Here is a 25,876-nt window from a genome sequence, read left to right as displayed (position 1 = left end):
GCTACCCGCTGCAGCAGCGGAACCCGATCGTATGATCGGTGTCGGCGCGCTCGCGCTCGTCGCGCGCGTCGCACCGGAGCTCTTCGAGCGCTCCCCCGCTGTCGAACGCCCCGCCCCGGGTCCTGCAGAGGTCGCCTGGGCCGACGTCGTCGGAGCACGCGTCTTCCCACTCGCGGACGTTTCCGCTCATGTGCTGCAGGCCGAGATAGCCCCCCTCGCACGCCAGGCTGGCGTCGTCGCCGACCGGCACCGTCTCGGTGCTGTCACCGTTGCACTGGAGAGCGTCGAACTCGCCGGTGGAGTAAGCGAGCGCGCCGTGCTTGCTGCACGCGTCGAACCACTCGCCCTGCGCCATGTCGCCGCGGAACGGCAGCGGGCCGCCGTGGCGCTCGCCGCAGAGGCGCTTGCCCTGGCTCCTGCAGAAGGCGCGCGCGTCGCACCAGTCGATGCAGGTGGCGGGGTGCTCGTCCTCCTTGCGGCGCGTCGTGCACACGAGGGGCGCGTCGGGCCCGGTGTCGTCGAAATCGAAGGTGCTGTTGAAGGAGCAGAACGGCTCCTGCGCCGCGAGGTCCGGCTGCGTGGCGAGGAAGGCGCGGTAGGCGGCGTTCGACACCTCGGTCTGGTCGATGCAGAACGAGCTCTCGATCGTCACCATGCCGGCAGGGCACTGGCAGACGCCCTCGGTGCATGCGGCCGTCGTGCAGTCGGCGCTGGCGTCACAGGGCTGGCCGTACAGGCACGAGGCGTTGCGGGCCCCGGGCTCGCAGGTGAGGCCGTGCAGCGGCCGCACGAGCGAGCACGCCGAGAGGAGGGCCGCCGCCAGGGCGGCGGCGCCGCCACGGGCGCGGGCCGACGCGCGCATCAGAAGGACCCCGCGACGCCCGCGGCGTTGCCGGCGACGAACGGCCAGAGCGCCGCCGCGCCGGCCTTCGGGGGCTGCGCCGCGGCTGGCCGGGTCATGTAGAGCCACGCCGCGGCGCCCAGCGCGACGACGCCCACGCCGAGGCCGATGTCGGCGACCGCGTGCTGGACCCGGATGGCGCGCACCTCGTCCTTCGTGCAGCGCGGGGCGCACGTGGCGCGCAGGTCGGCCTCGGCGCTCAGCGAGAGGGCGCCGGCGACGGCGAACACGGCGAGCCCCGCGACGCCGACGGCGCCGGAGGCCCACACGAGCCCCGGGACCGAGGGCTCCGCGGGCGGCGCGGCGCCCGGGGCGAGCGGGCGAGGCGAGGAGGGGGGCGCGCCGGTCGAAGCCCCGCCCAGGATCACGGTGAGCGGGCGGTTCTTCTCGCCCTCGCGGATCAGCACGCGCTCCTCGACGGCGGGGCCGGTCGCGGGCTCGAAGCGGAAGGTGTGCGGGCCCGGGTCCACCGGCAGCGCCTTGCCGTCGAGCGCCGCGGCGAGGGGGCGCCCGTCGACGAGCACGCGCACGTCGAGGCGCTCTCGCCCGTGCGCGTCCCTCGCGGCGACGACCACGGAGGGCAGGCTCTGCTCGACCTCGGCGAGCCACGGCCCGCAGTCGGCCACGGCGGCCGCCGGGCACGTCGGCTGCGAGCAGGCGACGAGCGCGTCGCGCGCCTCGATCAGCCGGCCGTCGCGGCGGAGGCCCTGCGCGCGCTCGTAGGCGGCGGCGCACGCCTGCTTGTCCGGCGCGGCGTGGGTGCGGGCGCCGGTGAGCGAGAGCGCTGCCGCGGCGGCGAGGGAGAGCGCGAGCCGGGCGCGGGCGGGGCACGGAGGGGTCATCGGTTCACAGGCACTCCGGCTTGAGCCGGCGTATGCCGGCCTTGTCCACGGTATAGGGCGGGGAGCAGCGCTGGGCGTCGGCGCGGGTCGCGCGCGCCGCGGGTATGGGCACGCGCGTGCCGGCGGCAGGGCGCGCCGAGCGCTGTGCGGGCGCCGGCGCGACCGCGTTCGCCGGGGCAGCCGCGGCAGCGCTCGCCGGGGCAGCCGCGACGGTGCTGGTTGGGCTCGCCGCGGCGGCGCTCGCCGGGTCAGCCGCGACGATGCTGGTTGGGCTCGCCGCGCTCGCCGCCGAGGCGCTGGCCGGCTGCGCCGCGGGCGCGTGGACCGCGCGCGCGGCGTCCTCCGGGCCGGGAGGGGCGCGGCGCCACGACTGCGCCGCGAGCACGGCCGCGCCGCCGAGGACCAGCGCGCCGAGCAGCGCGAGCCGCGGACGCGCGCGCTTCCTCGCCATGGGGGGCGGACCGCCGCGCCGCGTGCCGTCCGTCGCGGGGAGTCCCAGCCAGACCACGCTGGACGTCACCGAGCCGGGCGGGGGCTCGGCTGCGAGCATCCCCTGATCGAGGGCCCTCGACGGGATCGCGGGCGCGGTCTCTGCCAGTCCGCGCCCCGGATGGCTCTGCGAGATGGACTCAAGGCCGCTCCCGCCGCTGGGCTCGCTCGGCCCGCCCAGCGCGGCCGCGCCCGCGCTCGGCGTCGCGGGGGCGCTCGGGATCGCCGCCGACGCGCTCTCGATCGCGGCGACGCGGGCCGCCCGCCGCGCGAGCGCGTCGCCGGCGAGCTCCTCCACCCACTCGCCCACGGCGCGCGGCGACGCGAGCGGGACGGCGTCCTCGATGGCGACCGCGAGCTCGCGGGCCGTCGGGTAGCGGCCCTCCGCGTTCCGCTCGAGCGCACGGAGGACGATGGCGTCGAGCGCAGGCGGCACGTGCGCCGCGAGCGAGCTCGGGGGCAGGATCGGCTTCTCGAGCACGGCCCGGATGAGGGCGCCCTCGTCGCCGCCGTCGAAGAGCCGGCAGCCTGCGAGCGCCTCCCAGAGGACCGCGCCCGCCGCGAACACGTCGGTCCGCCGGGTCACGTCGGCGCAGAGGAGCTGCTCGGGCGCCATGTACGCGAGCTTGCCCTTGATCTGCCCGCCGCGGGTGGTGCTGAGCCGCCCGCGCGCCTTGGCGATGCCGAAGTCGAGCAGCCGCGCCGTTCCGTCGACGCCGACGAGCACGTTCTCGGGCGAGACGTCCCGGTGCACGATGCCCAGCGGATCGCCCGACTCGCTGCACGCCTCGTGGGCCGCGTGCAGGCCGTGGAGCGCGCCGCACGCGATGCTCGCGACGATGGGGACCGGCGCCGGCGCACCGCGCGCGCGCGCCGCCCGGAGCAGCCGCGCGAGCGACTCGCCCCGCACGTACTCCATGACCAGGAACGCCTCGTCCTCGGCGAGGAGGAGGTCGACCATGGCGACGACGTTGGGGTGCTGGATGCGCGCGACGATGCGGGCCTCGTCGCGCAGGCTCTCGGCGATCTCGGGCGCCTCGGCGAGCGCGGGGTGCAGCCGCTTGATGGCCACGGTGCGCGAGAAGCCCGCGTCGCCGACGAGCCGGCCGAGGTGCACGGACGCCATCCCGCCGGACGCGATCGGGCTGTACAGCAGATATCGCCCGATGGGCCTGGGCTGCGACGGCTCCGGCGACATGCCGATGGGATGATACACGAGCACGCCCGGCGCCGCCTCTGGGAGGCGCCGGCGCCGGGCCCACCCCTGTGAAGGAGATGGAGCGACGGGCTCGTGTCGATTGACGTCGTTCGTCTTCGTCTCTGCGCGCGTGCCGTCAGCCCTGCAGAGGCGTGCTCGGCTCGACGAAGCAGACGCGGTAGCCGTCGGGGTCGGTGACGACGACCTCCCGCGTGTGCCACGGCTGGTCGCGCGGCCCATCGACGGCGGCGCCGGCCGCCGCGGCGCGCGCGGCGATGGTCTCGATGCCGCGATCGCCTGCGGCGCTGAAGCAGACGATGACGCCGAGGCCGCGCTGCCCGGCGAGCGAGACCCCCGGCGGCGTCGCGACGAGGAAGAGATCGGCGTGGCGCGCCCAGCGCAGGTGGACGAACACCGGATCCTGGTGGACGCGGGTGAAGCCGAGGAGCTCGTAGAACGAGGCGGAGCGCTCCGCGTCGGCGACGAGGAGCTTGACGTAGGAGGGCATCACATAGGGATCGTCGCTGGGCATGGTCGCTGGGCGCGAAGGTGCGCTGCGCCGGGCCGGAAGGCAAGGCGCGAGCGCCGGGCGGGGCAGCGGCCGCCCGCGAGCCCGGCGGTCTGCTCGCTGCGCGACCGGATCGAGAGAGCGGAACGGACTCTGGTGCGGATAGGCAATGCCGCTCTCCGGGCAGATTCTGCGCTGGCTTCTCGACGCACAATGCGTTTGCGCAATCAGGCCTCAGGCTCGGGCGACGTCCGCGTGACCGGCGCGCCGCCCGAGCGCCTGGCCGACGCCTCGGGCATCGCCGACATCGTGCATGAGCCGATCTCGATTGTGCCTCCGACGTCGACCACGACCGGCACCGACGGTTGCGGCGGCGGCTGCCTCGACCCGGGCCAGTGCCACAGCAGCTCCGAGTGCGCAGCGAACGAGTATTGCCTGAAGATCAACTGTTACCCGATCGGCGATTGCACGCCCGTCCCCGCCGACTGCCCCCCCGACGCGGACTCCGTGTGCGGATGCGACGGCGTCTCCTACGACAACGCCTGTGCCGCCGCCGCGGCGGGCGAGAGCGCCTATCTCTCCGTCACCGAGTGCGGCGTTCCCCCGGCCGGCCAGTTCCCCTGCGGCACCGGGTACTACCGCCACCCCGGCGACACGGGGTGGCCGGCGTCGGTCGCGCCCATCACCCGCGCCGATCTGCCGGCGACGCTCCAGGTCGGCATGATCGCCTACACGGGCGTGCCGTCTCCCGACTACGTCTCCATCTTCGATCACATCACGTTCGAGCTGGTCGGCGCAGGTTGCGATCGCTGACATGACGTGCCCGGCGCGCCTCCACAGTCGTTCGGCCCGCGAACCTTCCCGTGACCGAGGCAGCTTTCGCTCCCGGCGAGCGGTCCGCGCCAGGTGCTCGTCGCGACCCTGACGCAGACCATCACCGCCGCCCACGCGACGGGCAACCTCACGACCGCGCAGATCGCCGCTCGCACCCTCTCGGGGCTCGTCAGCGCCCCGCAGGCGATGCCGCGGGTAGTGCGTGTCGTCGACCTCGCTAGCACCAACGATGAGGCAGCCTTCACTCCATAGCCTGCGGGCGCGCCGAAGGCGAACTCGCGCTCGGGCGGCGAGAGATCGCCCAGGAGGGAGAGGTTAGCGCGCGCGCGCCCTTCGCCCTCGCGGGCGCACGACCGTGGCGGCCCGCGCGCGCAGATGCCACACTCGCGCGCGGCCGGCCACACGCCTGTCGCTGCGCCCACACGCCGTGTCGCAGAACGTCAGCCTGCAGCTGCTCCACCTCGCGCCGCGCGTCCGCGCGCACGTCGCGCGCGCGCCCGACCCCGCCCTGCAGGCCCTCAGCCCCGCGGCGCCGCTGCGGGCGCTCGTCGCGGAGCGCGCACGCGTCGGTGGGCTCGGCGCCGTCTTCGCGCTGGGCGACGGGCTCGACGCGCTGACCTTCTCGCCGACGCTCTACCTGCTCGAGAGCGCCGCGAGCGTGGCGCAGCTCGCGCATCGCTGGAGCGCGCTCGAGCGCGCGTGGGGCGTGCGCCACCAGACGCGGTTCGCGCCCGACGGCGCCGGCGCCCTGCAGCTCGCGGCGCAGCCGTACGCCGGCGCGCTCGCCCCCGCGAGCCAGACCGTGATGATCACCGGGGTGCTCGCCGCGTTGCTGCGCCGGATGGGCCACGGCGAGCTCGTCGTCGCGGCGCGCGCCGCGCGCGGACCGTGGCGCGAGCTCGCCTGCGACGCCCATTGGCTCGGGCCCGCGTCGCTTGCCGAGCCGCCGGTCGCGCTCCGCCTCGCGTGGTCGCGCCGGACCGCGCCGGCGCCGTCCGCGCGCCAGACGTTGCACCCGCCGAGCGCCGCGGACGACCCGGTCGCCGCCACGCTCGCGGCGATCGTGCGCGAGCCGCACGCGCCGTGGACGCCGCAGGGCCTCGCGCACGCCACGCGCCAGTCGGTCCGCACGCTGCAACGCCGGCTCGCGGCACACGGCACCACTGCCTCGGCGCTCGCGCGCCGCGTGCGCATGCGCGACGCCACCGTCGCGATCGCCGGCTCGCTTCGGCCGCTCACCGAGATCGCGCACGCGTACGGGTTCAGCGACGCGGCCCACCTGGCGCGCGAGTTCCGCGCCGCGTCGGGCATGCCGCCGAGCGCGTACCGCGCGGTCGCGCGCACGCGCTAGCACGCGCCCACGGCGCGGTGCGCGCGCTGCGGCCGACGATTGGCGCGCAGATTCAAGCCCGCCGCGCGCCCCGCTGCGACGGTGAGCACGCACCGGCGAGCGACCATGCCCCCCGGTGCAGAAAGGCACGCCCCCTCCGTATGAACCCCGAACGCAACAAGCGGATGCTGCTCGAGCTGTACGACGCCGTGGTCGGCAAGCACTGGGACGCCGTCCGCGCGCTGTTGACCGCCGACTTCGTCGACCACAACCCCGACGCGCGCGCCGCGCCCGGGACGAACGGCTGCGAGGCCTTCATCGCCTATTTCCGCGACGGCGAGACGCCGCTTCACGGTGCGCAGGTCGAGATCCAGCGCATGATCGCCGACGCCGAGTACGCCGTGGTGCACTACAAGCTCGTGAACCCGCGGCGGCCGCGCGGAGTCGCGGTGGTCGACATCTTCCGCATCGCCGACGGGCGCTTCTGCGAGCACTGGGACGTGCTGCAGGACATCCCGGCCGACGCGCCGAACCCCCGCGCCATGTTCTGAGCGCGCCGCCTCGCACCCGCCGCGCCTACCCCTCGCCGAGTTGACAGCCGATCACCAATCGGCGCACGACACACGGCGACGCCACTCGGGCGGGGAGCAGCGCCCTGCGCCGCTGGCGCGGGGTTTTGCCGGGGCGCCCAAAGCAATCACTCAACGGCCACCCACGCGCCGTCGCGAAAGGTCAAGGGCGTGCTCTGAACAAGACCGTCGGGGCTGCTTGAAAGGCGCGTGCCCTCCGCTGCCAGAGCTTCGCGCCAGTCCGGGTCCTCGTCGTCGATACAGCACAGCTGATCGTTGAAGAGTTGCACGATGGGATTTCCGCGGGCGCGTCGCGTGAGCTCGAGGCCGAGCCACGGTAGCAACAAGAGCGAGGATGCGGAGAGCTGCGGGCCTGTCAGGTCGCGCAGCGACGGGCTCGTCGACTGCCGCATCTCGGTGTCCTCGACGGCGATGGCGACGCTGCGCCAGATCCGGAGGGCTTCATCGTATTTCTCGCGAGGAAAGCTGAAGCGCAAGTCTCCTTCCTCGCGATCGCGCAAGACGCCATAGAGCTCGGGCGCGACGTGCACCGCGGTGTGCTGCTCGGGGAGCAGACTGCGATGCACGACTTCGGGTGGCCATACCTCCGGCGCGGTCGACGCGCGCCACGGGGATCCAGCGATCCATTGGGCTTTCTCCAGTGGCCTGGCGAAGCGCCGCGTTGGCGTGACGCCGAGGCTCACGGTCTGCGAACTGACGAGGCAGGGGCCGCTCGTGGTGCGCTGCTCCGTCAAGCGCACTTCCAAGCCAAACCAAACCTCACCCGGGAACTCGAGCACGGTGAATTCGCGCGGCTCGACGGCAAAAGTCCGTCCCTCGAACTGCGCGTCCCCGCCAAGCCCTGCTGTGAGCGCGAACGGATACGCCGACCACGTGGCGCCGTCCAACGTCTCCAGCGTCGCGGGGCCGACCCGCAAGTCGAAACGTCCACCGGCTTCGACCACCCGCACGGGACCGCGCGCGCGCAAGGCGTGGATCCCGACGCCCACGATGAGCTCCGTGCCCACGATGTCGACCAAGCGCGCCGGCTTCAAGAATTCGAACATGGTCCAGCCTGGTACCACAGTTGCAGTTGATTGGAGTATCCGGCCCAGCGCGACGCCAACGGGTCGTCGCAGTGGGAGGCTAGGACGTCGAATGCGCCTTCTACCGCCCAGTCGCCGGCTGTCGGGGCGCCTCGGGTCGGTGGGCGCTGCGCGACCGAGCGCGTTTGCCGCGAACCTGTGGCGCGCGCAGCCTCCCTCGACGCTCTTTTCGAAAACGCCGCCCCGCGCGAGCCGTAAGCCGCGTGTCCGTTGTCACCGGGTCGGGTCAGCGTAGCATCGCCGTTGCAGCGCGCCGCCTCGGCCCGCTGCGTTCGAAAAGGGGAACATCCTATGCACATGCAACTAGCTCGCGCTTGTTTTCGCGTGCTGTCGGTCGCTTCGGTCGTCGCCCTCGTGGGGTGCAACGTCGGGGTCGAGAGCCCGGATCAGGGCAACGGCGACGTCGACGGGGGCGAGGACGAGGCGATCGGCACCGCCGAGCAGGCGTTTGCCGCGTTCGGGTACAGCAGCGCCACCGCGACGTCGGGCAACGCCTTCCAGAACCTCGGCACCTGGAGCGGGAACGCGGCCTACATCATGGGCGTGACCGGCAACCTCCGGGACGGTGGCAACGTGGCGATGTACAGCTGGCTCGGAACGGCGCGCGTGTTCGCGCACGCCGACTCGGGTGTGTCGGTTCGCGCCTACGGCGGGCTCGCCAACCCAGGCACCATGATCACGCAAGTCGGTTACTCCAACAACAGCTACACCACGACCAACCCCAGGGTGTACCTCGCGTCCACCAGCAACAACCGACGCTGCTTCCTGACGCAGGTCATCAACTACGAGGGCAGCGACAATTTCGCCAGCGCGTCGGACTACATCGGCGTGGAGAAAGACGGCGGCTCCTGGTACCTCCACGGGCAGGGGAAGGTCGCCGGCTACGCGAGCTGCGTACAGGTGACGGACTACCTCGGCGAGGCTTACCACGGCATCCAGGCAGGGTCGGTGGACCTCGGCCCCGCGGTGACCGGCAAGACGTGCTGGCTCAAGGGGATTGGCGGCATTCTCCGCGGCGGCGTCTCCACCGGCGTGGTCGTCCAGTACGACGCCGCCCAGTCCAGGTGGGAGATGAACGTCTCCACGAACACGCAGGGCTTCGTGGAGTGCAGCATCTGATCGGCCGAGGTCCGGCGCCGGCGATCCTCTCGAGGACCGTCGCGCGCTCGGCTTCGTTGGCTGCTCGCGCTCAGGCGGTCGCTTTCTTGCGCTTCCGCGCCGGGAGCGCGCGGCCGCTACGAGGAGTCTGAATTTCAAATGGATGCCACCCCCGCCACGCGACGGCGGAGCTGCTCAATCAGTGGTCCGTCGACGCGAAGATGCGCAGCCCCTGCGGCGTGCGCAGCAGGTTGTAGCTCTCGCGCCAGGTCGACAGCACGCCGCCTGACGCGTCCAGCAGGTCCCACGACACGGTGGCGAGCAGCGCCTCGCCCCCCATCGTGACCACCTGGAGCCCGCGGTGGCGGCAGGCCGTGCAGCCGTCGCCGCGGTACTGGTCGACGATGCGCTGGAAGTAGGCCCCGACGGCCTCCGCGCTCGTCAGCAGGTCGTGCAGGCCGGCGGCGTGCATCGCGAGGTACGGCACGTGGTAGCGGCGGGCGATCAGCGGCCCGTCGAAGTGCGCGAACGCGGCGACGAAATCGTCGAAGAAGGCGGTGGCTTCGGCGTGGTGGACGTCGGTCATCGGCAGGGCTCCGGGACGGGCAACCCGCCATCGTGGCGGGCGCGGGGGACGACAAGACTGCTGCCGCCATGGATAACACACGCCCGGCCGCCCGCTCCTGGACTGTGGCCTGCGGTCACGACCCGACGCCTCGCGCGTTGGGGCGAATGGACAGGAGGTACCGATGGACGAGCCCTGTGGACAAGATCTGGCGAACGACGCGGTGGTTCCCGAGCGGCTGGCGGAGCTGTTCCGACACGTGGCCGACAACCTGGAAGCCCACGCGCGCTGGGTGGGCAGCGCAACGCCCGAGGCCCGCCTCGAACACGACGCGATGCGCCGGGTGGCCGCCGGCTACCGCGAGATCGGCGAGGCGGCGGGCCGCGCCGCGGAGACGATGCGGGCTGCGGGCGATTTGCCCGCCGCGCCCCACGACCTCGCGCGCTTCGACCGCGGCGCCTTCGAGGCGTGGATGCGCCGCAAGATCGAGCTCCAGCGCGGTTTTGCGGCGCTGCTGCTCGAGCACGCCGAAGCCTCCGAGCGCGTCCTGCGCTCCATCGCGGCCGACGATCGCGGGTGACGGCCGCGGCATCCACAGCAGCGACCCCCGCCTCGCCGGCCTCGCGCGCGCCTGGATCCGTTTCGCCAACACCACCGGTCTTCAGAAGCTTTGGGGGCCCACCGACGGCTGCATCGGCCTGACCAATGAGGATGTCGATGTGCTCTATGCGCTCGTGACGGCGTCAACGTGGCTTGCAACCGAGGGCAGGTCCCACCCGCTTCATGAGCCACGTGGCGCGAGCCGCGCTCACGGATTGGGCGCGCGAGGTCCCCGACCTCCGCGAGCCCGAAATTGCTGGGGCGTTCGACGAGAGCGGCTCCCTGGAGAGTGCGACGCTCGGCGAGCGTCCCGGTCATCGCCCCGGTTGACGGTCGGGGCGGCCGTGATGTTATAAACACCGCTCATGGGAAAACCGGCCAAGCTGTTCTCGGTCCCGAAAGAGCGGCAGATGGAGGCGCTCTTCGCACGCAGCGCCGAGATCCGCGACGAGTTTCGAGCGTGCTTTTCCGTGTCGCCCGGACACCCGAAGACGCACGAGGAGCCGCGAGAGGCTGAAGCGCCGCATTTCGACGGGCTCTGGGTCTTCGGGGATGGGCCCGGCGTCGAGGTGGGCGACACCGGCGCGTACGTCGAAGCCGAGCTCCTTTGCAATCGCGCGCTCGGGGAGCGCTCCTACGTGCAGTACGGGTACCGCATCGAAGCGCTCGATCTCCGGTACAAGGGCGACTACGCGCCGTATACCAGGAATCGCGGCAGGATCCTGAAGCACATCGGAAAGCGCCTCGAGCTCTTCTGCGCGTACTCGCTGCTCGAGCTCCACGAGCTGGTGAAGAGCCGCGGGGTCGAGGACACGACGCTCGGCGCTCTCTTCTCGCCCAGGCACGTGAAGGCCATGTTCACGGCGTTCCGCGTGCCGATCCGCTTCACCGGCGACCTCGGTTGAGGTGCGGCCCGACGCCTCGCGACGCGCGGCATGTCGCCCGGGAGCGGCGAAGGGAGGCGTCCGCGCCGAAACGACCTGCACTGACGACGCCGAGCGCCGCCGCTGCCGAGCCGAAGCCGACCAGCTGCGCAAAGAGAGCGCTCAAGCCCTTGAGCTCATGGCTGCCTCATCGTCGATTCATGGCTAATATTTTGATACGGCGCCACTTTTTCAGAAGGAAGGTCGATCGTGGAAGGGGGTTTCTATGTTAACCAACGTGTGTAGCGTGGCTGTACGGTAGACGGCCGCTACGACGAGCTTGACGCTCGGATCGCTCTTGGATTCTCTGGATCCCACCATGCGCCTGCCTCTTTGCTGCAGGTGTGAGGTTCCGCTGATGGTGGGAGCGATCAGCGCTTTTGCCTACGACGATCAGCAATCTTTCTGCACGGCCAGCGGCGCTGGTGGGATGAACTGCACCTCTTCCACCGAGGCCAGTTATACATCGTACCACCTCGCGGAGAACGACCTGGAAGCGGGCTGCGAGCAAGCCCTCGCGCTTGACCGGCGCGACCAGCGCCGTATTCTCGAGCCGTTCGGGCGCGCCGACGACCGGCTGAGCCACGCCGCCATGAAAAGACATCAGCGCTTCTTCGGTCACAGGAAACACGCCGCGGTCTTCGTCACGCTCGCCCTCGCCGCTGGCGCGGTCGCCTCCGGCTGCGACGGGAGCGACTCTCCCGAAGAGCCCACGGGCGGCACGGGGGGAACGTCGAGCTCAAGCGGAACGGTGAATGGCTCTGCGGGAACGGGCGGCTCCCCCTCCACGCAGGGATCCCCTTGCCCGGAGCCGACGGGAGACGGCACCGTCCACGACACGTTCCTCATCGAAGCGGACGAGACCTGGACGGCCGAAGGGAGCCCGCATCACGTTCCTTCGAGCATCGCCATCCGCGGAGCGACGGTGACGGTCGAAGCGTGCGCGGTCGTCGTGATCGGTGAAGACCAGACCATCGAGATTGGCGATTCGTCCGGCGAGCCCGCTGCGCTGCGCGCCACGGGAGAGGTCGACGCAGGCACCCTTCGCCCCGCCACCTTCACCTCGGAGGGCGAGGGCTCCTACTTCGGCAGCCTCTGGGTCGACGTGACGGGGTCGCTCGAGCTCGAGAATACCGTCATTGTCGGAGGCGGCAGCGTCAATACGGGGACCATGAACGGCGCCATCGTCGCCATCGGCCCGCTCGGCCTGCCAGCGAACGACAGCGTGCACCTGGTCGACGTCACCCTCTCGGACTCGGCCGGGATCGGCGTCCATCTGGGGGACTTCACGGCATTCTCGGCGGCCTCGGATGGTCTCGTCATCGAGGGTGCCGGCGCCGTGACGCCGGTCGGCAGCGAAGAGACCCTCTACCCCCTGGCGGTGACGACGGCTGCGCTGAGCTCGATCCCGCGCGGAGACTACGTGAACAACGCGCGCGACGCGGTCCTTGTCGACGCGGCCGATCGGTATCCCGCCGACGTCGTGCTCCGGGATCGCGGCGTGCCTTATGTCTCCTCAGGCGACTTCCACCTCGAGCCCGACGGCGCGAACGCCCTCGATTTCACGATCGAAGCGGGGGTCACCGTGGCATTCCCAGGCGATTCCCGTCTGGCGCTCGGCTCGGCCTCGGGCCCCGTGCGCGTCGTCGCGCAGGGCACGGCGGCCAAGCCCATTGTCTTCACCTCGGCGAAGGACACGAAGGCCGCCGGTGATTGGGTGGGTGTCGATTGGGGGGGCGCGCCGGCACGCGGCAACGTGTTCGACTTCGTGCGGATCGAGTATGCGGGCGCTCCTTCGCAGATCGCGAGCTTTGGATGCGGCCCGAACGCCAACGACGCGGCGCTCATCCTCACCGGCTGGCGTCCCGACGACGCTTTCATCGAGAATTCGAGCTTCGTCGAATCGGCGGGAGGCGGCATCGTGAGCGGGTGGGACTCGGACCAAGCGGGCCCCGATCTGACGTCGAACAACGGTTTCGAGGGCCTCGCAGCGTGCAGCGTCACTCAGCCGAAGGTCGACGGGGCTTGCCCCGGTGGCGACGCCACGCCGGACTGCTATTGACGCCTCGGCGCGGCTTACTTGGTCGCCTGGGCCGCCGGCTCGACGACGCAGCGGATGCCGAGGAACCCGCAGCGGTACGTCGCCTCGAAGCCGCCCGGCCGCGCGGTCCTGACGAGCGGCGCGATGCCGTCGCGCCAGCTGCCGCCGCGGGCGATGCGCATCTTGCCGCTACCGTCGTTGGCGCTGGTGGTCCACTCGAAGACGTTGCCCGCCAGGTCCTGGATTCCCTGCGGGCTCGCGCCGGCCGGGAAGCTCCCCACGTCGCACGCGGTCTTGCGCGCGGCGCCGCCGCCGGACCAGCAGAGCTGATCCTTCGGGGCCTCCTCGCCCCACGGATACGGCCGCGCCTCCTCGCCGCCGCGGGCCGCCCACTCCCACTCATCGTCGCGCGGCAACCGCTTGCCCTGCGCCGCGCAGTAGGCCTGGGCCTGCGAGAAGTCGACGCAGACCATCGGCTGCTTCTCCTTGCCGGCCACGCCGTAGGTCGACGCCTCCTTGGCGCAATTCGCCAATGTATCCGTGCACTTGCCATCCTTGACGCACGCCGCGAAGGCCTCGGCGGTGACCTCGGTCCTGTCGACGCAGAGGTCACCCACGGTGGCCTTCACCTTGAGCGGGCCCATCACGAAGCTGCCGCCTGGGACCCGGGCCATGCCGTCGGGGCAGCCGTCCGATGGCTTCGCCGCCCCCGCCGGTGCGGCAGTCGGCTCGGCGCCGGGCTGCCCGGCGCTCGCCGGCGCCGAGGCCACCGCCGGCTCGGACGGGGGCGGGGCCGCCGGGGCGAGCGCCGCCCCTGTGGAGGCGGGGCTCGTGGCCGTGGGCTGCGCGGGCGCCTGACCGGCGGGCAGGCCGCCGGGAGCCGCGGGGGCGGCTCCGCATGCGGCGACCAGGACGCCGCTCGCAGCGGCGAGGAGGAACAGCGAGGAGATGGCGCGGAGCGTGGTGTGGGATCGCATGGTGTCTCAGGAGGCGGTCACGGTCGGCGCCGGCTCGTCTTCCAGCCATTGCTCCTGGATGACGATCGCCGGCAACAAGGTGAACGGCCCGTCGTAGCCCGGGCCGAAGGTCAGGATCTGGATCACCCGCCGATCGCCGCGGCGGATGGGGAACATCACCTCGCCCCCGCGCGGGAGCTCGCTGCCGGCGCGGGGCGGATCGATCCAGAAGGCCACGCCCTCGGGCTTCCCGCCGAGCAGCGAGATGGCCGAGACGGTGAGCTCCGGGCAGCGGATGCGCAGCCACTCCCTCGCCCTGTACGCGCGGCAGCCCGCGGCCGCGGGGCCGGCGCGGGAGAGGCGGACGCGAGGCGCCGCCTTCCACTCGGCGGCCGTGGGCTGCTTGGACGGCTCGGGCGGGAAGGGCGCGGCGTCGAGGGGCAGCTCGTCGCCGGCATCGGTCGCGCCGGCATCGGTCGCGGCGGCGTTCTTCGCGCCGGCGTCGGTCGTGGCGCTCGCCGAGGTCTTCGCGGCGCCTGCCGCGGCCGTGGGCGCACCGGCGTCGGTCGCGGCGCCCGCCGCGGCCCTGGACGTGCCGCCGGGCTGCGTGGCAGGCGCCGCGGCCTTTGCGGCGCCGCCGGCCTGCGCGCCGGGCGCCCCGGATGCGGCGGCCAGGACGGAGGCCACGCCAGCGCCCATCAAGGCGAGCAGCACGGAGCGCGGCCTCATAACGTCTCCAGGAACGCCACGAGCGCCACCCTGTCCTCGGGCGACAGGTGGCTGGTCTTGCCCATCCAGTCGGCGTTCTGCTCGATGAGCTCCGCCAGCGTGCCGGCGCGCCCGTCGTGAAGGTAGGGCGGCCGGCCTCCCACGAAGCGCAGCGACGGCGTCTTGTACTCGGGGCGCGGATCCTCGTCGTAGCCCGGCGGCGGCGGTCGCTTCGGCATCGGGTACGCCGTGCGATCGGTGTAATCGCTCGTGGGCACGTGGCAGCGGGAGCACTTCGCCTCGTCGCTGTGGAAGATCTCCCGGCCGCGCTTCACGCGCTCGTCCGGCGCCCCCTCGGCGCGCGGCGGCGTCTCGAGGCCCCGGCGGAGGAACATCGCGAGATAGGTCGCCCGCGCCGCGAGGCCGGCCGGCGTGTGGTCGATCGGCAGCCCGCCCCAGCGGTGCAGCCCCATGCCCGTCTGGAGCCTGCTCACGAGGTCCTCGCTCTCGCCGTGCCAGCCGTACGGCCCGGCCGCGCCCACGTTGCCGGCGAGCATCGGGGTGCGCCGCGGAAACCCTCGCTTCTTGGCGACCTCGGGGATGTTCTCCGGCCGCCCGACGAAGTTCGCGTGCTCGCCGTCGGCCGTGCTGAAGGTGGCCTCGCGCCAGACGTACCCGTCGTCGCGCCCGTCGGGGTGGCACCCCGCGCAGCCGAGGTTGCCGCTCACCGTGGCGTCGAGCGCGTTGTAGAAGAGCCGGCGGCCCTTCGCGACCTCCGGGCCGAGCGGATCCTCGGCGAGGTGCACGAGCGCCGACGGGCCTTCCGCCGCGCCCGCCGCTCCAGCGGGCGCCGCGTCCGGGCCCGCCGCCACATCGTGCAGCCGGATCGCCGCCACGTCGCCGGTCGAGCGGCAGAAGACCCACGCCGTCGCCTCGTCCGCGGAGAGCGCGAGGCCGGTCGGCGCGCCGCATGTGCCCGCCACCCGGAGGTGCGGATCGTAGCGGCCGCCCACAGGGTAGCTCTTCACGATCGCGAGCGTCGGATCCACCGCGGTCGCGTCCACCTCGAGCACGAGGTCGTCGCCCTCGCCCGCGACGAGCAGCGTGCGCGCGCGCTTGCGGTACGCCATGGCGCGCGGCTGCGTGACGGGCGTGACGCCCGCGCCCGGCAGGGTGATGACGCTCTCCGGGGTGATCACCTGCTCCGCGAACGCCGACCGGAGCACCGGCAGGTTGCCGTGGTGCGGCGGGGCGAGCGGCTCGTCCCGGCCGGTGATCAGCACGTCCACCGTCGCGGCGCCGAACCACGCGGCGTGGCCCATGGCGCCGAGCGCGTGCCGCGCCGCGAACAGGCGCCGCCCGTCCTCGGAGAGCGAGAGCGCATACCCCAGCGACGCGGCGAGGCGCTCGCCCGATGGGGCGCGCAGCGGCGAGGCGGGCAGGGCGACGCGCCGGACCTTCGGCGCCCCGCCGAGATCGTCGATCCTCGTGAGGTCGGCGCCGACGAGGTGGCTCACGTACGCGGCGCTGCCGTCGGGCAGCACCGCCACGCCCCGCGGCTCGCGCGCCACGTCGACGGTCCACCGCGTCTGCCTGGTCTCGAGGTCGACGGCCGAGACCTTGTGGGTCCACGCCGAGGTCACGATCGCGGTCTTCTCGTCGGGCGTGACCGCGATGCCCCACGCGTCGGCGGGCAGCGGCACGCGGCCCACCTCCACGAGACCAGCCGCGGGATCCGGCCGGAAGATCAGCAGCAGCCCCGGGTCACGGACGGTGGCGAGGACGCGCGCTTCGTGCTCGCCGCGCCCGCCGAGCGCGAGCACCTGCGCGGGCCTGCCTGGTGTGGGGACGCCTGCGCCGGCCCGCGCAGGATCGAGTGGCAGCGGCACGACGCGCACCACGCCGTGGTCCTCGTCGGCCACATAGAGCGCGTCCTCGCGCGCGGCGCGGGACAGGGCGCCGCCCTCGCGGACCGGCGCGCGCAGCGGCGCGGCCGTGGACGGAGGCTCGGGAGCGGCCGGAGCGCCCGCGCCGCTGGTCGAGGCGCTCGCGCTGCTGGCCGGGCCAGGCCCCGCGTCCGTGCCGGGCGTGGACCCGCGGGAGCAGGCGCTCGCGGCGAGCGCGAGGAGCGCGGCGAGGTGGCGTGTCGCAGGGAGGGGCGGCAAGGGATCGCCGGATGTTCGCGCGCCCTCGCGCCCCGGGTCAACGGCCGCGCTGCGGGAGGGCGCGACGGCGCTGCTTCCTCACCCCTCTCCTCCTCCGGTTCCGGTTCCGGTTCCGGTCCCGGTTCCGGTCCCGGTCATGGAGTCGTTCGCGGACATCCGGGTGACGCTCGCCTCGCCGAGATCATGTCGTGGCTCCGGCATCGGCGCGCGGCTCGGCGTCGCGCCACACGAGCGCGCGCCACGCGCCCCGCTCGAAGATCTCCGGTCGACGCCCGGCGAGGAGCGGCGCATAACGCGCCACGATCTCCGGAACGTCGGTGGACACGAGCCCCGAGAGGATCAACGTCCCGCGGGGAGCCAGGCGAGCCACGATCCGAGGGGCGAGCGCCGTGAGGACGTCGCGGAGGATGTTGGCCACGACGATGTCGAAGGTCCCGTCCGGCCACGTCGCCGAGAAGCTCACGCGCGCTTCCACCGCGCTCCGCCGTGCGTTGTCCGCCGCGATCGCGTTCGCGGCGGCGTCGATGTCGACCCCGATCGCCTCGCCGCCGAGCTTCGCGGCGCCGATCGAGAGGATCCCCGTCCCGCTCCCCACGTCGAAGAGGCGGAAGCCGCTGCGTGGCGCGAACGACGCGAGCGCCTGGAGGCACATCCGCGTGCTCTCGTGCCGGCCGTCGCCGAACGCGTGGCTCGGGCCGAGGACGATGGTGCGCTCGTCGACAACCGCGTCACGCGGATCGGTGATCACGCGAAAGCGAGGCGGCACTTCGATGATGGTCGAACGGTCGCTCATGCGTCGCCGGAGTCTGCCACCGTGGGGCTCGAACATCACCCGGATCGGAGAGGGCAGGGGGCCGAGCGGCAGGCGGGCGTCGGGCAGCGTGAGGTCGCCGAGCCCGCCGCCGTCCCCCGGAGGCCGCGGTCACGCGGCGGCTACTTCGGATCGAGAAAATCGCACGCGGTGAGGTTGCGCCCGTTGGTCCAGCGGAAGCTGTCCATCCATCCGTCGAGCACGCTGCGCGCATAGGGATCGCCGTACGCCTGAACGAACACGATCGACCCCGTACCGGCGCAGATCGGGACGAGCACGAGCCGGAGCTCCACCGATGTGCCGGCGACCCGCCACGCCCGCTCGACGCCCGCGCCGAGCGCCGTCGTCACCGGGCCGCCGCCGAGCGCCTCGACCCGCATCGAGAGCTCGGCGACATCGCGGACGAACGACGCCTGCACTTCGCCGAAGGTCTTCTCGTTCTCGGCGTCGCTGGTGATGCGCGTGGACACCGACATCCCGCCGCGCACGAGCGCGTCGGGCCGCTCGATCACGAACTCGACGTCGCCGCCCACGTGGCCGAGCATGCCCTGCGGCACGCGGCCGACGACGTCGAGCCAGCCGTTGCGGTACACGTCGCCTTCGAGTCGGCCCGGCGTCGGCTCGGGGAGGCGGACGCGCGGCGGGATCGGGCGATCGGTGAGCGGCGTCGGCTTCGGCTCCGGCCCAGCGAGCGTGAAGAGGTGCGACGCGAGCGCAGCTTGGGCGCCCTCGGGGAGGCCGCGCACGAACGGACGAGCTTGCCCTGACGGCGGACGGCGATGTTGGCGCCGATCGTGTAGTCGCCTCGCTCGACCCCGAGCGCGTTCTCGTGCCAGCAGGCCGCGCTCTGGCCGAGCGTCGCCTCGAGCTCCTCCGCGTCCTTCTCGGTGTCCCACGCGCTGATCCACGCCGTCGCGAGGCGCCGATCCGGCCCGGCGAACACGCCGAAGCGATCGCCCGCCCAGCCGGCGGCCGCGCGCTCGGCGACCTCCGCGGCGACGCAGCGCTCTAGGAGGATGCGCGTGTCGAGCTCGCCGAGCGTATCGGCGGCAGACAGCGCGTAGCCCGGCGGCGGCCGGGGATCGGCGAACGGCCGCGGGGGCTCGCCTGCCAGGTACTTCTCGGGGTGCAGCACCTGCTCGGTGCTGCGCGGGAGGCGCGTGTACATCCTGTCGACGAGCGGGAAGCCGCCGGCGCGGTACACGTCGGTGACCAGCAGCATCCCGTCGCGGTACGGGAACTCGAGGCGCTTCTTCGTCAGATCGAGCGCCTTGTCGAGCTTGGTGCTCGCCTCGCCGCGCGTGACGCTCGCGAGCGGGATGCGCCTCGTCACCTCGACGATCCGCCGCAGCGTGCGCCCCACCGGCGCGCCGGCCTCGGCGCCGAGCCATGCCCCCATCGCCACCATGGCGTCGCCCTCGATGAGCGCGAGCTGCGCGATGGCCTCGTCCGAGCTCTTCGGCTCGGGCATGTCGGGGAAATGCTGCGCCTGGAGCGCGTGCTGCACCTCGTGCGCGAGCACGGCGCGCTGCTCGAGCAGGTCGTCTTCGGACGCGAGCGCCACGTCGGGGATGAAGACCTTGTCGGCCGCGCGGCTGTAGAAACCGACGACCTGCTCCTTCAGCACCTCGTCGACGGTGGAGAGCCCGCCGCGCTGCCCGGGCTGCGGGAGGAAGTTGAAGCCGAGCAGGAACGCGGCCTCCGAGCTGAGCGACCCCTCCGAGGAAGGCTCCTCGTCTCGGCTGCCCAGCAGGCGCTCCACGAAGCGCGCGTGATCGAGCCGCTCGACGGCGACCGGCCTCTGCGGCGACAGCTGCCGCGCGGCGCTCACGGCGCGCACGACCTCCTCGATGGCACGATCGCCGAGCGTGAACGCCCTCCGTGGCGTCGACGCCGCGGGCTCTCCGGGGCTGCGCGGCGGGCCGGCGGGCGTCGCGCCGTGGCTGCAGCCCGCGGCGAGCCAGAGCGCGAGGAGCCCGTGGCGTCCGCGCCGGCGCATCAGAACTCGCCCAGCCAGTAGCGCGGCTTGACCTGCGCCGCCTTGCCAGCCGGCTTCTCACCGCGCTGCTCGACCGTGACCGACGTGCCCGACGTCGCGACCAGCACGATGCCGCCGACGAGCGCCGCGCCGCCGCCGATGAGCGAGACGAGGCCCGCGGTCATGAAACTCCCGCCCACGTCGCTCGAGGAGTCGTCGGCCCCCGAGCTCAGGCCGCTCAAGAGCATCAGGGTGCCGCCCGTGACCACGGCGGTGGCGCCCAGCACGTTCAGCCAGGCCCCGGCGGTGCGGCGCCCGTAGCTGCCGGGCTCCACGCGAAGGGTGACGTCGCCCGTCATCTGCGCGAACGTGAACGGATCCGGCGGCGGCACATCCTCCGGCGAGAGCGAGAACCGGCGCCCGTCGCTGCCGTCGATCACCTTGTCGCACGGCGAGGCGCAGACGTGCCGGATCTCCTGGATGGCGAAGCCGTAGCCTCGAACAGCGCCGTAGGTCGTGGCGCCTTCCGTGACCACCCGCACGGGCTGCGGGCTCTCGACATGCAGCCTCACCACGCCGGGCGCGCCGAGCGCGGGCTCGGGGGCCGGGATCGCCTTCGGAGGTGGTGCGGCGCCATAGCCCGGCCCCGCAGGCCCGGGCTGCGGGGCGCTCTTCGGCGCGAACTTCCCGCGCTCCACGTCCGACACCTGGGCCCACGGGACGACGCGCACCTCCTTCGCGCCCAGCTCGATGATCTTCACGCTCTCCCCGGGCTCGGAGGAGACGACGGTGCCCCGGATCGTGCCGCCGTTCTTGAGCGTGACCTCGTCCTCCCCGTCGTCGGCGCGGGCGCTCCCGCCGAGCAGGAGGGAAACAGCGGTCAACGTCGCGATGATGGGAAAGCGATGGCGCATGAAGGCTCCTGTGGCGTAGGTCACGCAAAGGTCACCGAATCCATGATTGAACGTCAAGGGCGAAGCCGCGTCATGAATCGTGCTCAACGCGGATGTCGCTCGCGAGCGCCGTCGGCGCGCTGAACCGGCGGGCCGCGATCACCAGCGCGTCCAGCGGGAGATCCGCTGCACGCGCGTATAACCGCTCCCGTCGTCGGAGAGCCCGTACGACGTCGCGTCCGGAGTGCTGACGTGCGGGCCCCAGCCCTCGTCCTCGATCGGATCATCGTCGTCCGCGCCGAGGTTGTAGACGAAGCAGTGCCCGTAGTGCTGCGTGACGCCCGCATAGGCGCCCGCGCAATTGCCGTCGTCCTTGGTGTCTGCGTCGAAATCCGGCGACGACCATCCGGTGGCGAATTGCCACGAGAAGAGGGGATCATCGCCGCCGACGCGTATCGGCGTGAGGAGGTGCATATCCCCGGTGTCGATGCCCTCGGCGGTCGCGCGCATCACCTCGGCGACGGTCCCTGCGATGTCCTCGATCTCGTCGCGGTATTCCCGGCCGGCGATGTACAGCGACGGCTGGTAATGGTTGTCGTCGAGCGACGGCGTCCCCTTGGCGGCGAGCCGATCGGCGTACAGGATCTTCCAGAACGGGAGCGTCGCGCCGTCCGTTGACCCGACGCTGTTGTAGACGAGCGCCCAGCGATCGCCGTCCACCGGCTCACCGCAGTAGACCTCGATCTGCTCCTGTGGGCCGGACCCGTCGGGATCGAGCGCGTAGACGCCGCTCGGGGCGCTCTCGGGGACGGCGCCGCACCGGTCATAGACGCACCCTGCGCTCGCCTCTTCGGCGCAGTCTTGCCCGCCGGCGCCCCCGCCACCCCCACCTCCACCACCGGCGCCCCCGTCCGCCTCCAGGTAGTAGGGCCTATCGAGCCCGGCGAGGGCCGTACACCCGCACGCCAGAAGGCATGCCGCCGCTCCCACCCACGTCGCGGACCCGCTCGTCATCCTCGCTCCCATGACCTGCTGCCTGCCGCGTCGCACCCGCCGGAGCGGCGTGGCGCTCCTCCTGCGCCGCGCGGACGCTACAGCCTCACCCCGGGCCTGGCAAGCAACCGGTCCGTTCGCGACGCTCCCCGACCGCGCGCACGGGCGCGCCGCTGCCCCGCAGGCATTGAAACGGAAGACGAAGGCGACGTGACGAACGCAACCAACGTGACGAACGCAACCAACGTGACGAACGCAACCAACGTGACGAACTCAACAACGCGAAGTGAATGAAGAAAATATCCTACAGAAACTTCATAGAAACACGGGCCCATGCATCGTCCTTGGCAAATCATGGGCCCGTGGTTGGCTGAGGCCATCCAGGCAAAGGATCTTTGGAATGAAGAGACGACAATCTTCGCGTGAGGCCCCGAGCGCCGCGCCCCCGGGCCGCCGACGTTTCCTCGGCGGTGCGCTCGCGCTCGGGGGAGCCGCCCTCCTCCCCGCGTGCGAATCGCGGTCCGAAGCGTCGGCGAAGCCCGAGGCGAACTCCGCGCCTCTCGTACCGGACGCCGCCAGGCCGGAGGTGTCCGACCTGCGCTTCGGCATCATCGCGCTGACCGATTGCTCTCCTCTCGTGATCGCCCACGAGAAGGGGTTCTTCAAGAAGTACGGCATCAACGCGACCATCGTGAAGGGCGCGAGCTGGGCGGCGATCCGCGACTCGCTCACGAACGGGGATCTCCAGGCGACGCACATGCTCTTCGGCATGCCGCTCGCCTCGACGATGGGGCTCCTCGGATCGCCGAAGAAGCCCATGGTCATCCCGTGGCTGCTCAACCGCAACGGCCAGGCGATCACGATGAAGAGCGACCTCCGGGGCAAGGTGGCCGGGGATCCCAAGGCGCTCAAGCCGTTCATCGAGGAGGCGAAGGAGAAGGGGGCGCCCATGACCTTCGCGATGACGTTCCCGCCTGGAACGCACGCCATGTGGACCCGCTATTACCTGGGCGCGGGCGGCGTCCACCCGGACAAGGACGTCGCGCTCGTGACCATCCCGCCCGCCCAGATGGTCGCCAACATGAAGGTGGGCAAGATGGACGGCTTCTGCGTCGGCGAGCCGTGGGGCGCCAGGGCGATCTCCGACCAGATCGGCTACACGGCCGTCACAACGCAGGAGCTCTGGAGGGACCACCCCGAGAAGGTGTGCGCGTTCACCGCGGAGTTCGCCGACAAGAACCCGAAGACGGTGAAGGCGGTGATCAAGGCGCTCCACGAGGCGAGCGTCTGGCTGGACAAGCTCGACAACCGCCCCGAGCAGGCGGACATCGTGTCGAGGCCCACGTACATCAACTGTCCGCCGGAGCTCATCCTCGGCCGGCTGCAGGGGCATTACGACTACGGCGACGGGCGCAAGAAAGAGGACAAGGACTACATGATCTTCAGCGAGCGGGGCTGCAACTACCCGCAGCCCAAGTACGCTCTCTGGTGGCTCAGCCAGTTCCGCCGGTGGGGCATGGTCGAGGGGAAGCCGGACTACGAGGGCGTCGTCAAGCAGGTCATGCGCCCCGATCTCTACGAGGAGGCGATGAAGGAGCTCGGGGTCGCCCACGGCGGCCGGAGCGACGCGCCGGAGACGCTGTTCGACGGCGTGACGTTCGATCCGAAGGACCCGGAGAAGTACGCGACGTCGTTCCCGGTCCATGCCCTGAAGGGATGAACCCGCATCGCCATCGCCGCGCCGGCGCGAGGCGCGGCGGCGGAAGCGGAAGCGGAAGCGGAAGAGGAGTGTTGCATGAGCGAGGCGAAGGCGATCTCTCCGAGGATTCGAGTCGACCACATGATCCTGCCCCTCTTCGGGGTGGCCTGCGTGATCGGGCTATGGGCCGCCGCGAGCAGCCTGTGGACCCAGACGCTGCCCTCTCCGCTCAAGACATGGGAGGTGAGCAGGCCTTATATCTTCGAGCCGTTCGAGAAGCGGGGAGAGCTCGATCAGGGCATCCTCCGCTTCACCTGGTACTCGCTCCAGCGGGTCGCCAAGGGCTACACGCTGGCGATCCTCCTCGGGACGCCGATCGGGTTCTTCCTTGGCGCGTCGAGGCTGTTCAGGTCGAGCTTCGATCCCATCATCCAGATCCTCCGTCCGGTCTCGCCGCTCGCGTGGCTCCCGCTCGGCCTCGTGCTCTTCCAGAAGCCCGACCCCGCCGGCGTCTTCACCATCGCGATGTGCTCGATGTGGCCGACGGTGCTGAACACCGCGCTCGGGGTGCGATCGATCCCGCAGGACTACATGAACGTCGCCCGGGTGCTCCGGCTGTCGCGCATGAAGACGCTGTTCAAGGTGCAGCTCCCCGCGGCGCTGCCCTACATGTTCACGGGCTTCCGGCTCAGCCTCGGAATCGCCTGGCTGGTCATCGTGGCTGTGGAGATGCTGACCGGCTCGCCCGGGGTCGGCGGCTTCCTCTGGCAGGAGTACAACAGCCTCATCTACGAGCACATCATCCTGTGCATCATCACCATCGGGGTCGTCGGCTTCCTCCTGGACGCCCTGATGAGCCTCGTCGAGCGCCGGCTCAAGCTGGCGGGAGCGTGACGTCCATGCCGCTGGTCGAGCTCTGCAACGTCGGGAAGAGCTATGGCGGTGGGGACACCCGCACCGAGGTGCTCAGGGACATCCACCTGGAGATCGAGAAGGGCGAGTTCGTCGCCGTGGTCGGCTATTCGGGCGCCGGCAAGACGACGCTCATGTCCCTCATCGCCGGGCTCCTCAGGCCGGACATCGGGGAGGTCAAGCTGAACGGGAAGGCGATCGAGGGGCCGGGCCCCGACCGCGGCGTCATCTTCCAGAACTACTCACTCCTGCCCTGGCTCACCGTCTACGAGAACGTCTACCTGGCCGTCGATCAGATATTCGGCGCGTGGTCCACAGAGAAGAAGCGGGAACATACCGAGCGCTACATCGCCATGGTGAAGCTCACCGAGGCCCGCGAGAAGAAGCCGGCGCAGCTCTCCGGCGGCATGCGCCAGCGGGTCTCGGTGGCGCGGGCGCTCGCCATGGATCCGGAGGTCCTCCTGATGGACGAGCCGTTCGGCGCGCTGGACGCGCTCACGCGCGCGACGCTCCAGGACGAGCTCGCGCGGATCTGGCGCGCCACCCGGAAGACCGTGCTCCTCATCACCAACGACGTCGACGAGGGCATCCTCCTCGCCGACCGGATCCTGCCGCTCAGCAAGGGCCCTCGCGCCACGCTGGGGCCCGGGATCACCGTCGATCTCGAGCGCCCTCGGGATCGCAAGGCCCTCAACCACGACCCGCGCTTCAAGGAGATCCGCGGCGCGGTGATCGGCTACCTGCTCGGCCCGGGCGCCGGGCCCAGGGCGGGCGAGAGCGCGCCCGGTGAAGCGCAGAGCGCGGAGGCGGTCGCATGAAGAAGTACCTCGAGATCTGGAATATCACGAAGACCTTTCCCACGCCGAAGGGCTTCTCGGTCGTCCTCCGGAACTTCGACCTGAACCTGAGGAAGGGAGAGTTCCTGTCCCTCATCGGCCACTCCGGGTGCGGGAAGTCGACCGTGCTGTCGATGGTCGCGGGCCTCTCCGAGATCACGAGCGGTGGTATCGTCCTCGCGGGCAGGCAGATCCAGGGGCCTGGCCCGGACCGCGGGGTCGTGTTCCAGTCGCCCTGCCTCCTGCACTGGATGACGGCGCTCGAGAACGTCCTGCTCGGGGTCGAGCAGGTCCACCGGCAGAAGAGCAAGAAGGACTGCATCGAGATCGCGACCCACTACCTCGAGCTCGTGGGGCTCGAGGAGTCCATGCACAAGAAGCCGCGCGAGCTGTCGTCGGGGATGCAGCAGCGCGTCGGGCTGGCGCGCGCCTTCGCCCTGTCGCCCAAGATGCTCCTCCTCGACGAGCCCTTCGGCATGCTCGACTCGCTCACCCGGTTCGAGCTCCAGGAGGTGCTCATGAACCTGTGGGCGGAGGACCACAAGACCGCGCTGATGGTCACGCACGACGTCGACGAGGCCCTGTTCCTGTCGGACCGCATCGCGATGATGACGAACGGCCCGGGGGCGCGGGTCGGCGAGATCCTGGAGGTCCCGTTCCCGCACCCCCGGGACCGCCAGGAGGTGCTGGAGGACCCGATGTACTATCCCCTCCGAGAGCGGCTGATCACCTTCCTCGAGGGCCAGGCCCACAAGGAGAAGCCCGCCGCGGAGAGCGCCCGAGCGTCCGCCCCGGAAGGCGCCGTGAAGACGGGGCGGTTCTGGAGCGCGCTCTGGAAGGGGACGAGGACATCGGCGTAGAGCGGGGTGCAGATTCGTGGGATACGGGCTCAGCCGCTGGGCAGGCGAGTGAGGCGTACGA

At 71.8% G+C, this 25,876-nt stretch carries 26 protein-coding genes; 12 read left to right on the top strand and 14 right to left on the bottom strand.

Annotation, left to right across the window (positions count from 1 at the left end):
• Nucleotide 1 precedes the first annotated feature (1 nt).
• The 4 genes from WMF14_RS22815 to WMF14_RS22800 form a co-directional block, all read right to left on the bottom strand.
• The gene (locus tag WMF14_RS22815) at nucleotides 2-862 is read right to left on the bottom strand and encodes a formylglycine-generating enzyme family protein (RefSeq protein WP_437803604.1); all 861 of its coding nucleotides are present in this window, start codon (nucleotides 860-862) and stop codon (nucleotides 2-4) included.
• Nucleotides 862-1,743 carry a hypothetical protein gene (locus WMF14_RS22810; protein ID WP_437803602.1) on the bottom strand — a complete coding sequence of 294 codons (882 nt, stop codon included), beginning with the start codon at nucleotides 1,741-1,743 and terminating at the stop codon, nucleotides 862-864. Before WMF14_RS22810 ends, WMF14_RS22815 begins: the two co-directional genes overlap by 1 nt.
• 4 nt (nucleotides 1,744-1,747) lie before the next feature.
• Nucleotides 1,748-3,454, bottom strand: a complete 1,707-nt coding sequence (locus WMF14_RS22805; protein ID WP_437803600.1) for a serine/threonine-protein kinase — start codon at nucleotides 3,452-3,454, stop codon at nucleotides 1,748-1,750.
• A gap of 112 nt (nucleotides 3,455-3,566) precedes the next feature.
• The gene (locus tag WMF14_RS22800; protein WP_272092837.1) at nucleotides 3,567-3,962 is read right to left on the bottom strand and encodes a VOC family protein; all 396 of its coding nucleotides are present in this window, start codon (nucleotides 3,960-3,962) and stop codon (nucleotides 3,567-3,569) included.
• Nucleotides 3,963-4,157: 195 nt separating this feature from the next.
• Between WMF14_RS22800 and WMF14_RS22795 the strand changes: the two genes are divergently transcribed.
• The 4 genes from WMF14_RS22795 to WMF14_RS22780 all read left to right on the top strand — a co-directional run bounded on the left by WMF14_RS22795 (nucleotide 4,158) and on the right by WMF14_RS22780 (nucleotide 6,653).
• Nucleotides 4,158-4,751: a Kazal-type serine protease inhibitor domain-containing protein gene (locus WMF14_RS22795; protein WP_437803598.1), complete on the top strand. Its 594-nt coding sequence runs from the start codon at nucleotides 4,158-4,160 to the stop codon at nucleotides 4,749-4,751.
• Nucleotides 4,752-4,844: 93 nt separating this feature from the next.
• Nucleotides 4,845-5,024: a hypothetical protein gene (locus WMF14_RS22790; RefSeq protein ID WP_437803596.1), complete on the top strand. Its 180-nt coding sequence runs from the start codon at nucleotides 4,845-4,847 to the stop codon at nucleotides 5,022-5,024.
• 175 nt (nucleotides 5,025-5,199) lie between these two features.
• The gene (locus WMF14_RS22785) at nucleotides 5,200-6,123 is read left to right on the top strand and encodes a helix-turn-helix transcriptional regulator (protein ID WP_437803594.1); all 924 of its coding nucleotides are present in this window, start codon (nucleotides 5,200-5,202) and stop codon (nucleotides 6,121-6,123) included.
• Between the two features lie 140 nt (nucleotides 6,124-6,263).
• Nucleotides 6,264-6,653, top strand: a complete 390-nt coding sequence (locus WMF14_RS22780) for a nuclear transport factor 2 family protein (protein ID WP_437803592.1) — start codon at nucleotides 6,264-6,266, stop codon at nucleotides 6,651-6,653.
• Nucleotides 6,654-6,799: 146 nt separating this feature from the next.
• Here WMF14_RS22780 and WMF14_RS22775 read toward each other — a convergent pair whose 3' ends face one another.
• Nucleotides 6,800-7,738 (bottom strand): hypothetical protein, encoded by a 939-nt coding sequence (locus WMF14_RS22775; RefSeq protein WP_437803591.1) that lies wholly within the window; start codon nucleotides 7,736-7,738, stop codon nucleotides 6,800-6,802.
• Between the two features lie 336 nt (nucleotides 7,739-8,074).
• Between WMF14_RS22775 and WMF14_RS22770 the strand changes: the two genes are divergently transcribed.
• Entirely contained in the window at nucleotides 8,075-8,896 is an 822-nt protein-coding gene (locus tag WMF14_RS22770; protein WP_437803589.1) for a hypothetical protein, read from the top strand.
• A gap of 178 nt (nucleotides 8,897-9,074) precedes the next feature.
• Here the strand turns inward: WMF14_RS22770 and WMF14_RS22765 are convergent, their stop codons facing one another.
• Entirely contained in the window at nucleotides 9,075-9,461 is a 387-nt protein-coding gene (locus WMF14_RS22765) for a hypothetical protein (protein ID WP_437554706.1), read from the bottom strand.
• A 68-nt stretch (nucleotides 9,462-9,529) separates the two neighbouring features.
• Between WMF14_RS22765 and WMF14_RS22760 the strand changes: the two genes are divergently transcribed.
• The 3 genes from WMF14_RS22760 to WMF14_RS22750 all read left to right on the top strand — a co-directional run bounded on the left by WMF14_RS22760 (nucleotide 9,530) and on the right by WMF14_RS22750 (nucleotide 13,025).
• Nucleotides 9,530-10,396 (top strand): hypothetical protein, encoded by an 867-nt coding sequence (locus WMF14_RS22760; RefSeq protein ID WP_437803587.1) that lies wholly within the window; start codon nucleotides 9,530-9,532, stop codon nucleotides 10,394-10,396.
• Nucleotides 10,397-10,405: 9 nt separating this feature from the next.
• Complete coding sequence (locus WMF14_RS22755) at nucleotides 10,406-10,945, top strand: hypothetical protein (RefSeq protein ID WP_437803586.1); 540 nt, start codon at nucleotides 10,406-10,408, stop codon at nucleotides 10,943-10,945.
• A 376-nt stretch (nucleotides 10,946-11,321) separates the two neighbouring features.
• Entirely contained in the window at nucleotides 11,322-13,025 is a 1,704-nt protein-coding gene (locus WMF14_RS22750) for a hypothetical protein (RefSeq protein ID WP_437803584.1), read from the top strand.
• Nucleotides 13,026-13,039: 14 nt separating this feature from the next.
• Here the strand turns inward: WMF14_RS22750 and WMF14_RS22745 are convergent, their stop codons facing one another.
• The 8 genes from WMF14_RS22745 to WMF14_RS22710 all read right to left on the bottom strand — a co-directional run bounded on the left by WMF14_RS22745 (nucleotide 13,040) and on the right by WMF14_RS22710 (nucleotide 21,529).
• Nucleotides 13,040-13,981, bottom strand: coding sequence for a formylglycine-generating enzyme family protein (locus WMF14_RS22745; RefSeq protein ID WP_437803582.1), 942 nt, complete (start codon nucleotides 13,979-13,981; stop codon nucleotides 13,040-13,042).
• 6 nt (nucleotides 13,982-13,987) lie between these two features.
• Entirely contained in the window at nucleotides 13,988-14,674 is a 687-nt protein-coding gene (locus WMF14_RS22740; RefSeq protein WP_437803580.1) for a hypothetical protein, read from the bottom strand.
• Nucleotides 14,675-14,685: 11 nt separating this feature from the next.
• Complete coding sequence (locus WMF14_RS22735) at nucleotides 14,686-16,833, bottom strand: hypothetical protein (protein ID WP_437803578.1); 2,148 nt, start codon at nucleotides 16,831-16,833, stop codon at nucleotides 14,686-14,688.
• A gap of 181 nt (nucleotides 16,834-17,014) precedes the next feature.
• Complete coding sequence (locus tag WMF14_RS22730) at nucleotides 17,015-17,626, bottom strand: 50S ribosomal protein L11 methyltransferase (RefSeq protein ID WP_437803576.1); 612 nt, start codon at nucleotides 17,624-17,626, stop codon at nucleotides 17,015-17,017.
• 140 nt (nucleotides 17,627-17,766) lie between these two features.
• A complete protein-coding gene (locus WMF14_RS22725; RefSeq protein WP_437803575.1) occupies nucleotides 17,767-18,189 on the bottom strand; it encodes a hypothetical protein in 423 nt (140 codons plus the stop codon).
• Nucleotides 18,153-19,643, bottom strand: a complete 1,491-nt coding sequence (locus tag WMF14_RS22720; protein WP_437803574.1) for a hypothetical protein — start codon at nucleotides 19,641-19,643, stop codon at nucleotides 18,153-18,155. The genes WMF14_RS22725 and WMF14_RS22720 overlap by 37 nt, the downstream gene beginning before the upstream one ends.
• Nucleotides 19,643-20,536, bottom strand: a complete 894-nt coding sequence (locus tag WMF14_RS22715) for a hypothetical protein (protein ID WP_437803572.1) — start codon at nucleotides 20,534-20,536, stop codon at nucleotides 19,643-19,645. Before WMF14_RS22715 ends, WMF14_RS22720 begins: the two co-directional genes overlap by 1 nt.
• 138 nt (nucleotides 20,537-20,674) lie before the next feature.
• A complete protein-coding gene (locus WMF14_RS22710) occupies nucleotides 20,675-21,529 on the bottom strand; it encodes a fibrinogen-like YCDxxxxGGGW domain-containing protein (protein WP_437803570.1) in 855 nt (284 codons plus the stop codon).
• 379 nt (nucleotides 21,530-21,908) lie between these two features.
• Between WMF14_RS22710 and WMF14_RS22705 the strand changes: the two genes are divergently transcribed.
• The 4 genes from WMF14_RS22705 (at nucleotide 21,909) to WMF14_RS22690 (ending at nucleotide 25,815) form a co-directional block, all read left to right on the top strand.
• Entirely contained in the window at nucleotides 21,909-23,228 is a 1,320-nt protein-coding gene (locus WMF14_RS22705) for a CmpA/NrtA family ABC transporter substrate-binding protein (protein ID WP_437803569.1), read from the top strand.
• A 75-nt stretch (nucleotides 23,229-23,303) separates the two neighbouring features.
• Nucleotides 23,304-24,101 carry a nitrate ABC transporter permease gene (ntrB, locus tag WMF14_RS22700; protein ID WP_272092815.1) on the top strand — a complete coding sequence of 266 codons (798 nt, stop codon included), beginning with the start codon at nucleotides 23,304-23,306 and terminating at the stop codon, nucleotides 24,099-24,101.
• A gap of 5 nt (nucleotides 24,102-24,106) precedes the next feature.
• Nucleotides 24,107-24,937, top strand: a complete 831-nt coding sequence (locus tag WMF14_RS22695) for an ABC transporter ATP-binding protein (protein WP_437804271.1) — start codon at nucleotides 24,107-24,109, stop codon at nucleotides 24,935-24,937.
• Nucleotides 24,934-25,815: an ABC transporter ATP-binding protein gene (locus tag WMF14_RS22690; protein WP_437803567.1), complete on the top strand. Its 882-nt coding sequence runs from the start codon at nucleotides 24,934-24,936 to the stop codon at nucleotides 25,813-25,815. The genes WMF14_RS22695 and WMF14_RS22690 overlap by 4 nt, the downstream gene beginning before the upstream one ends.
• Nucleotides 25,816-25,876: the final 61 nt, after the last annotated feature.

It is taken from the genome of Sorangium sp. So ce693 (assembly GCF_051521375.1).
Classification (GTDB): domain Bacteria; phylum Myxococcota_A; class Polyangia; order Polyangiales; family Polyangiaceae; genus Sorangium; species Sorangium atrum.
Note: the sequence above shows the minus strand (reverse complement) of the source record. Positions and strands in the feature narration are given on the sequence as shown.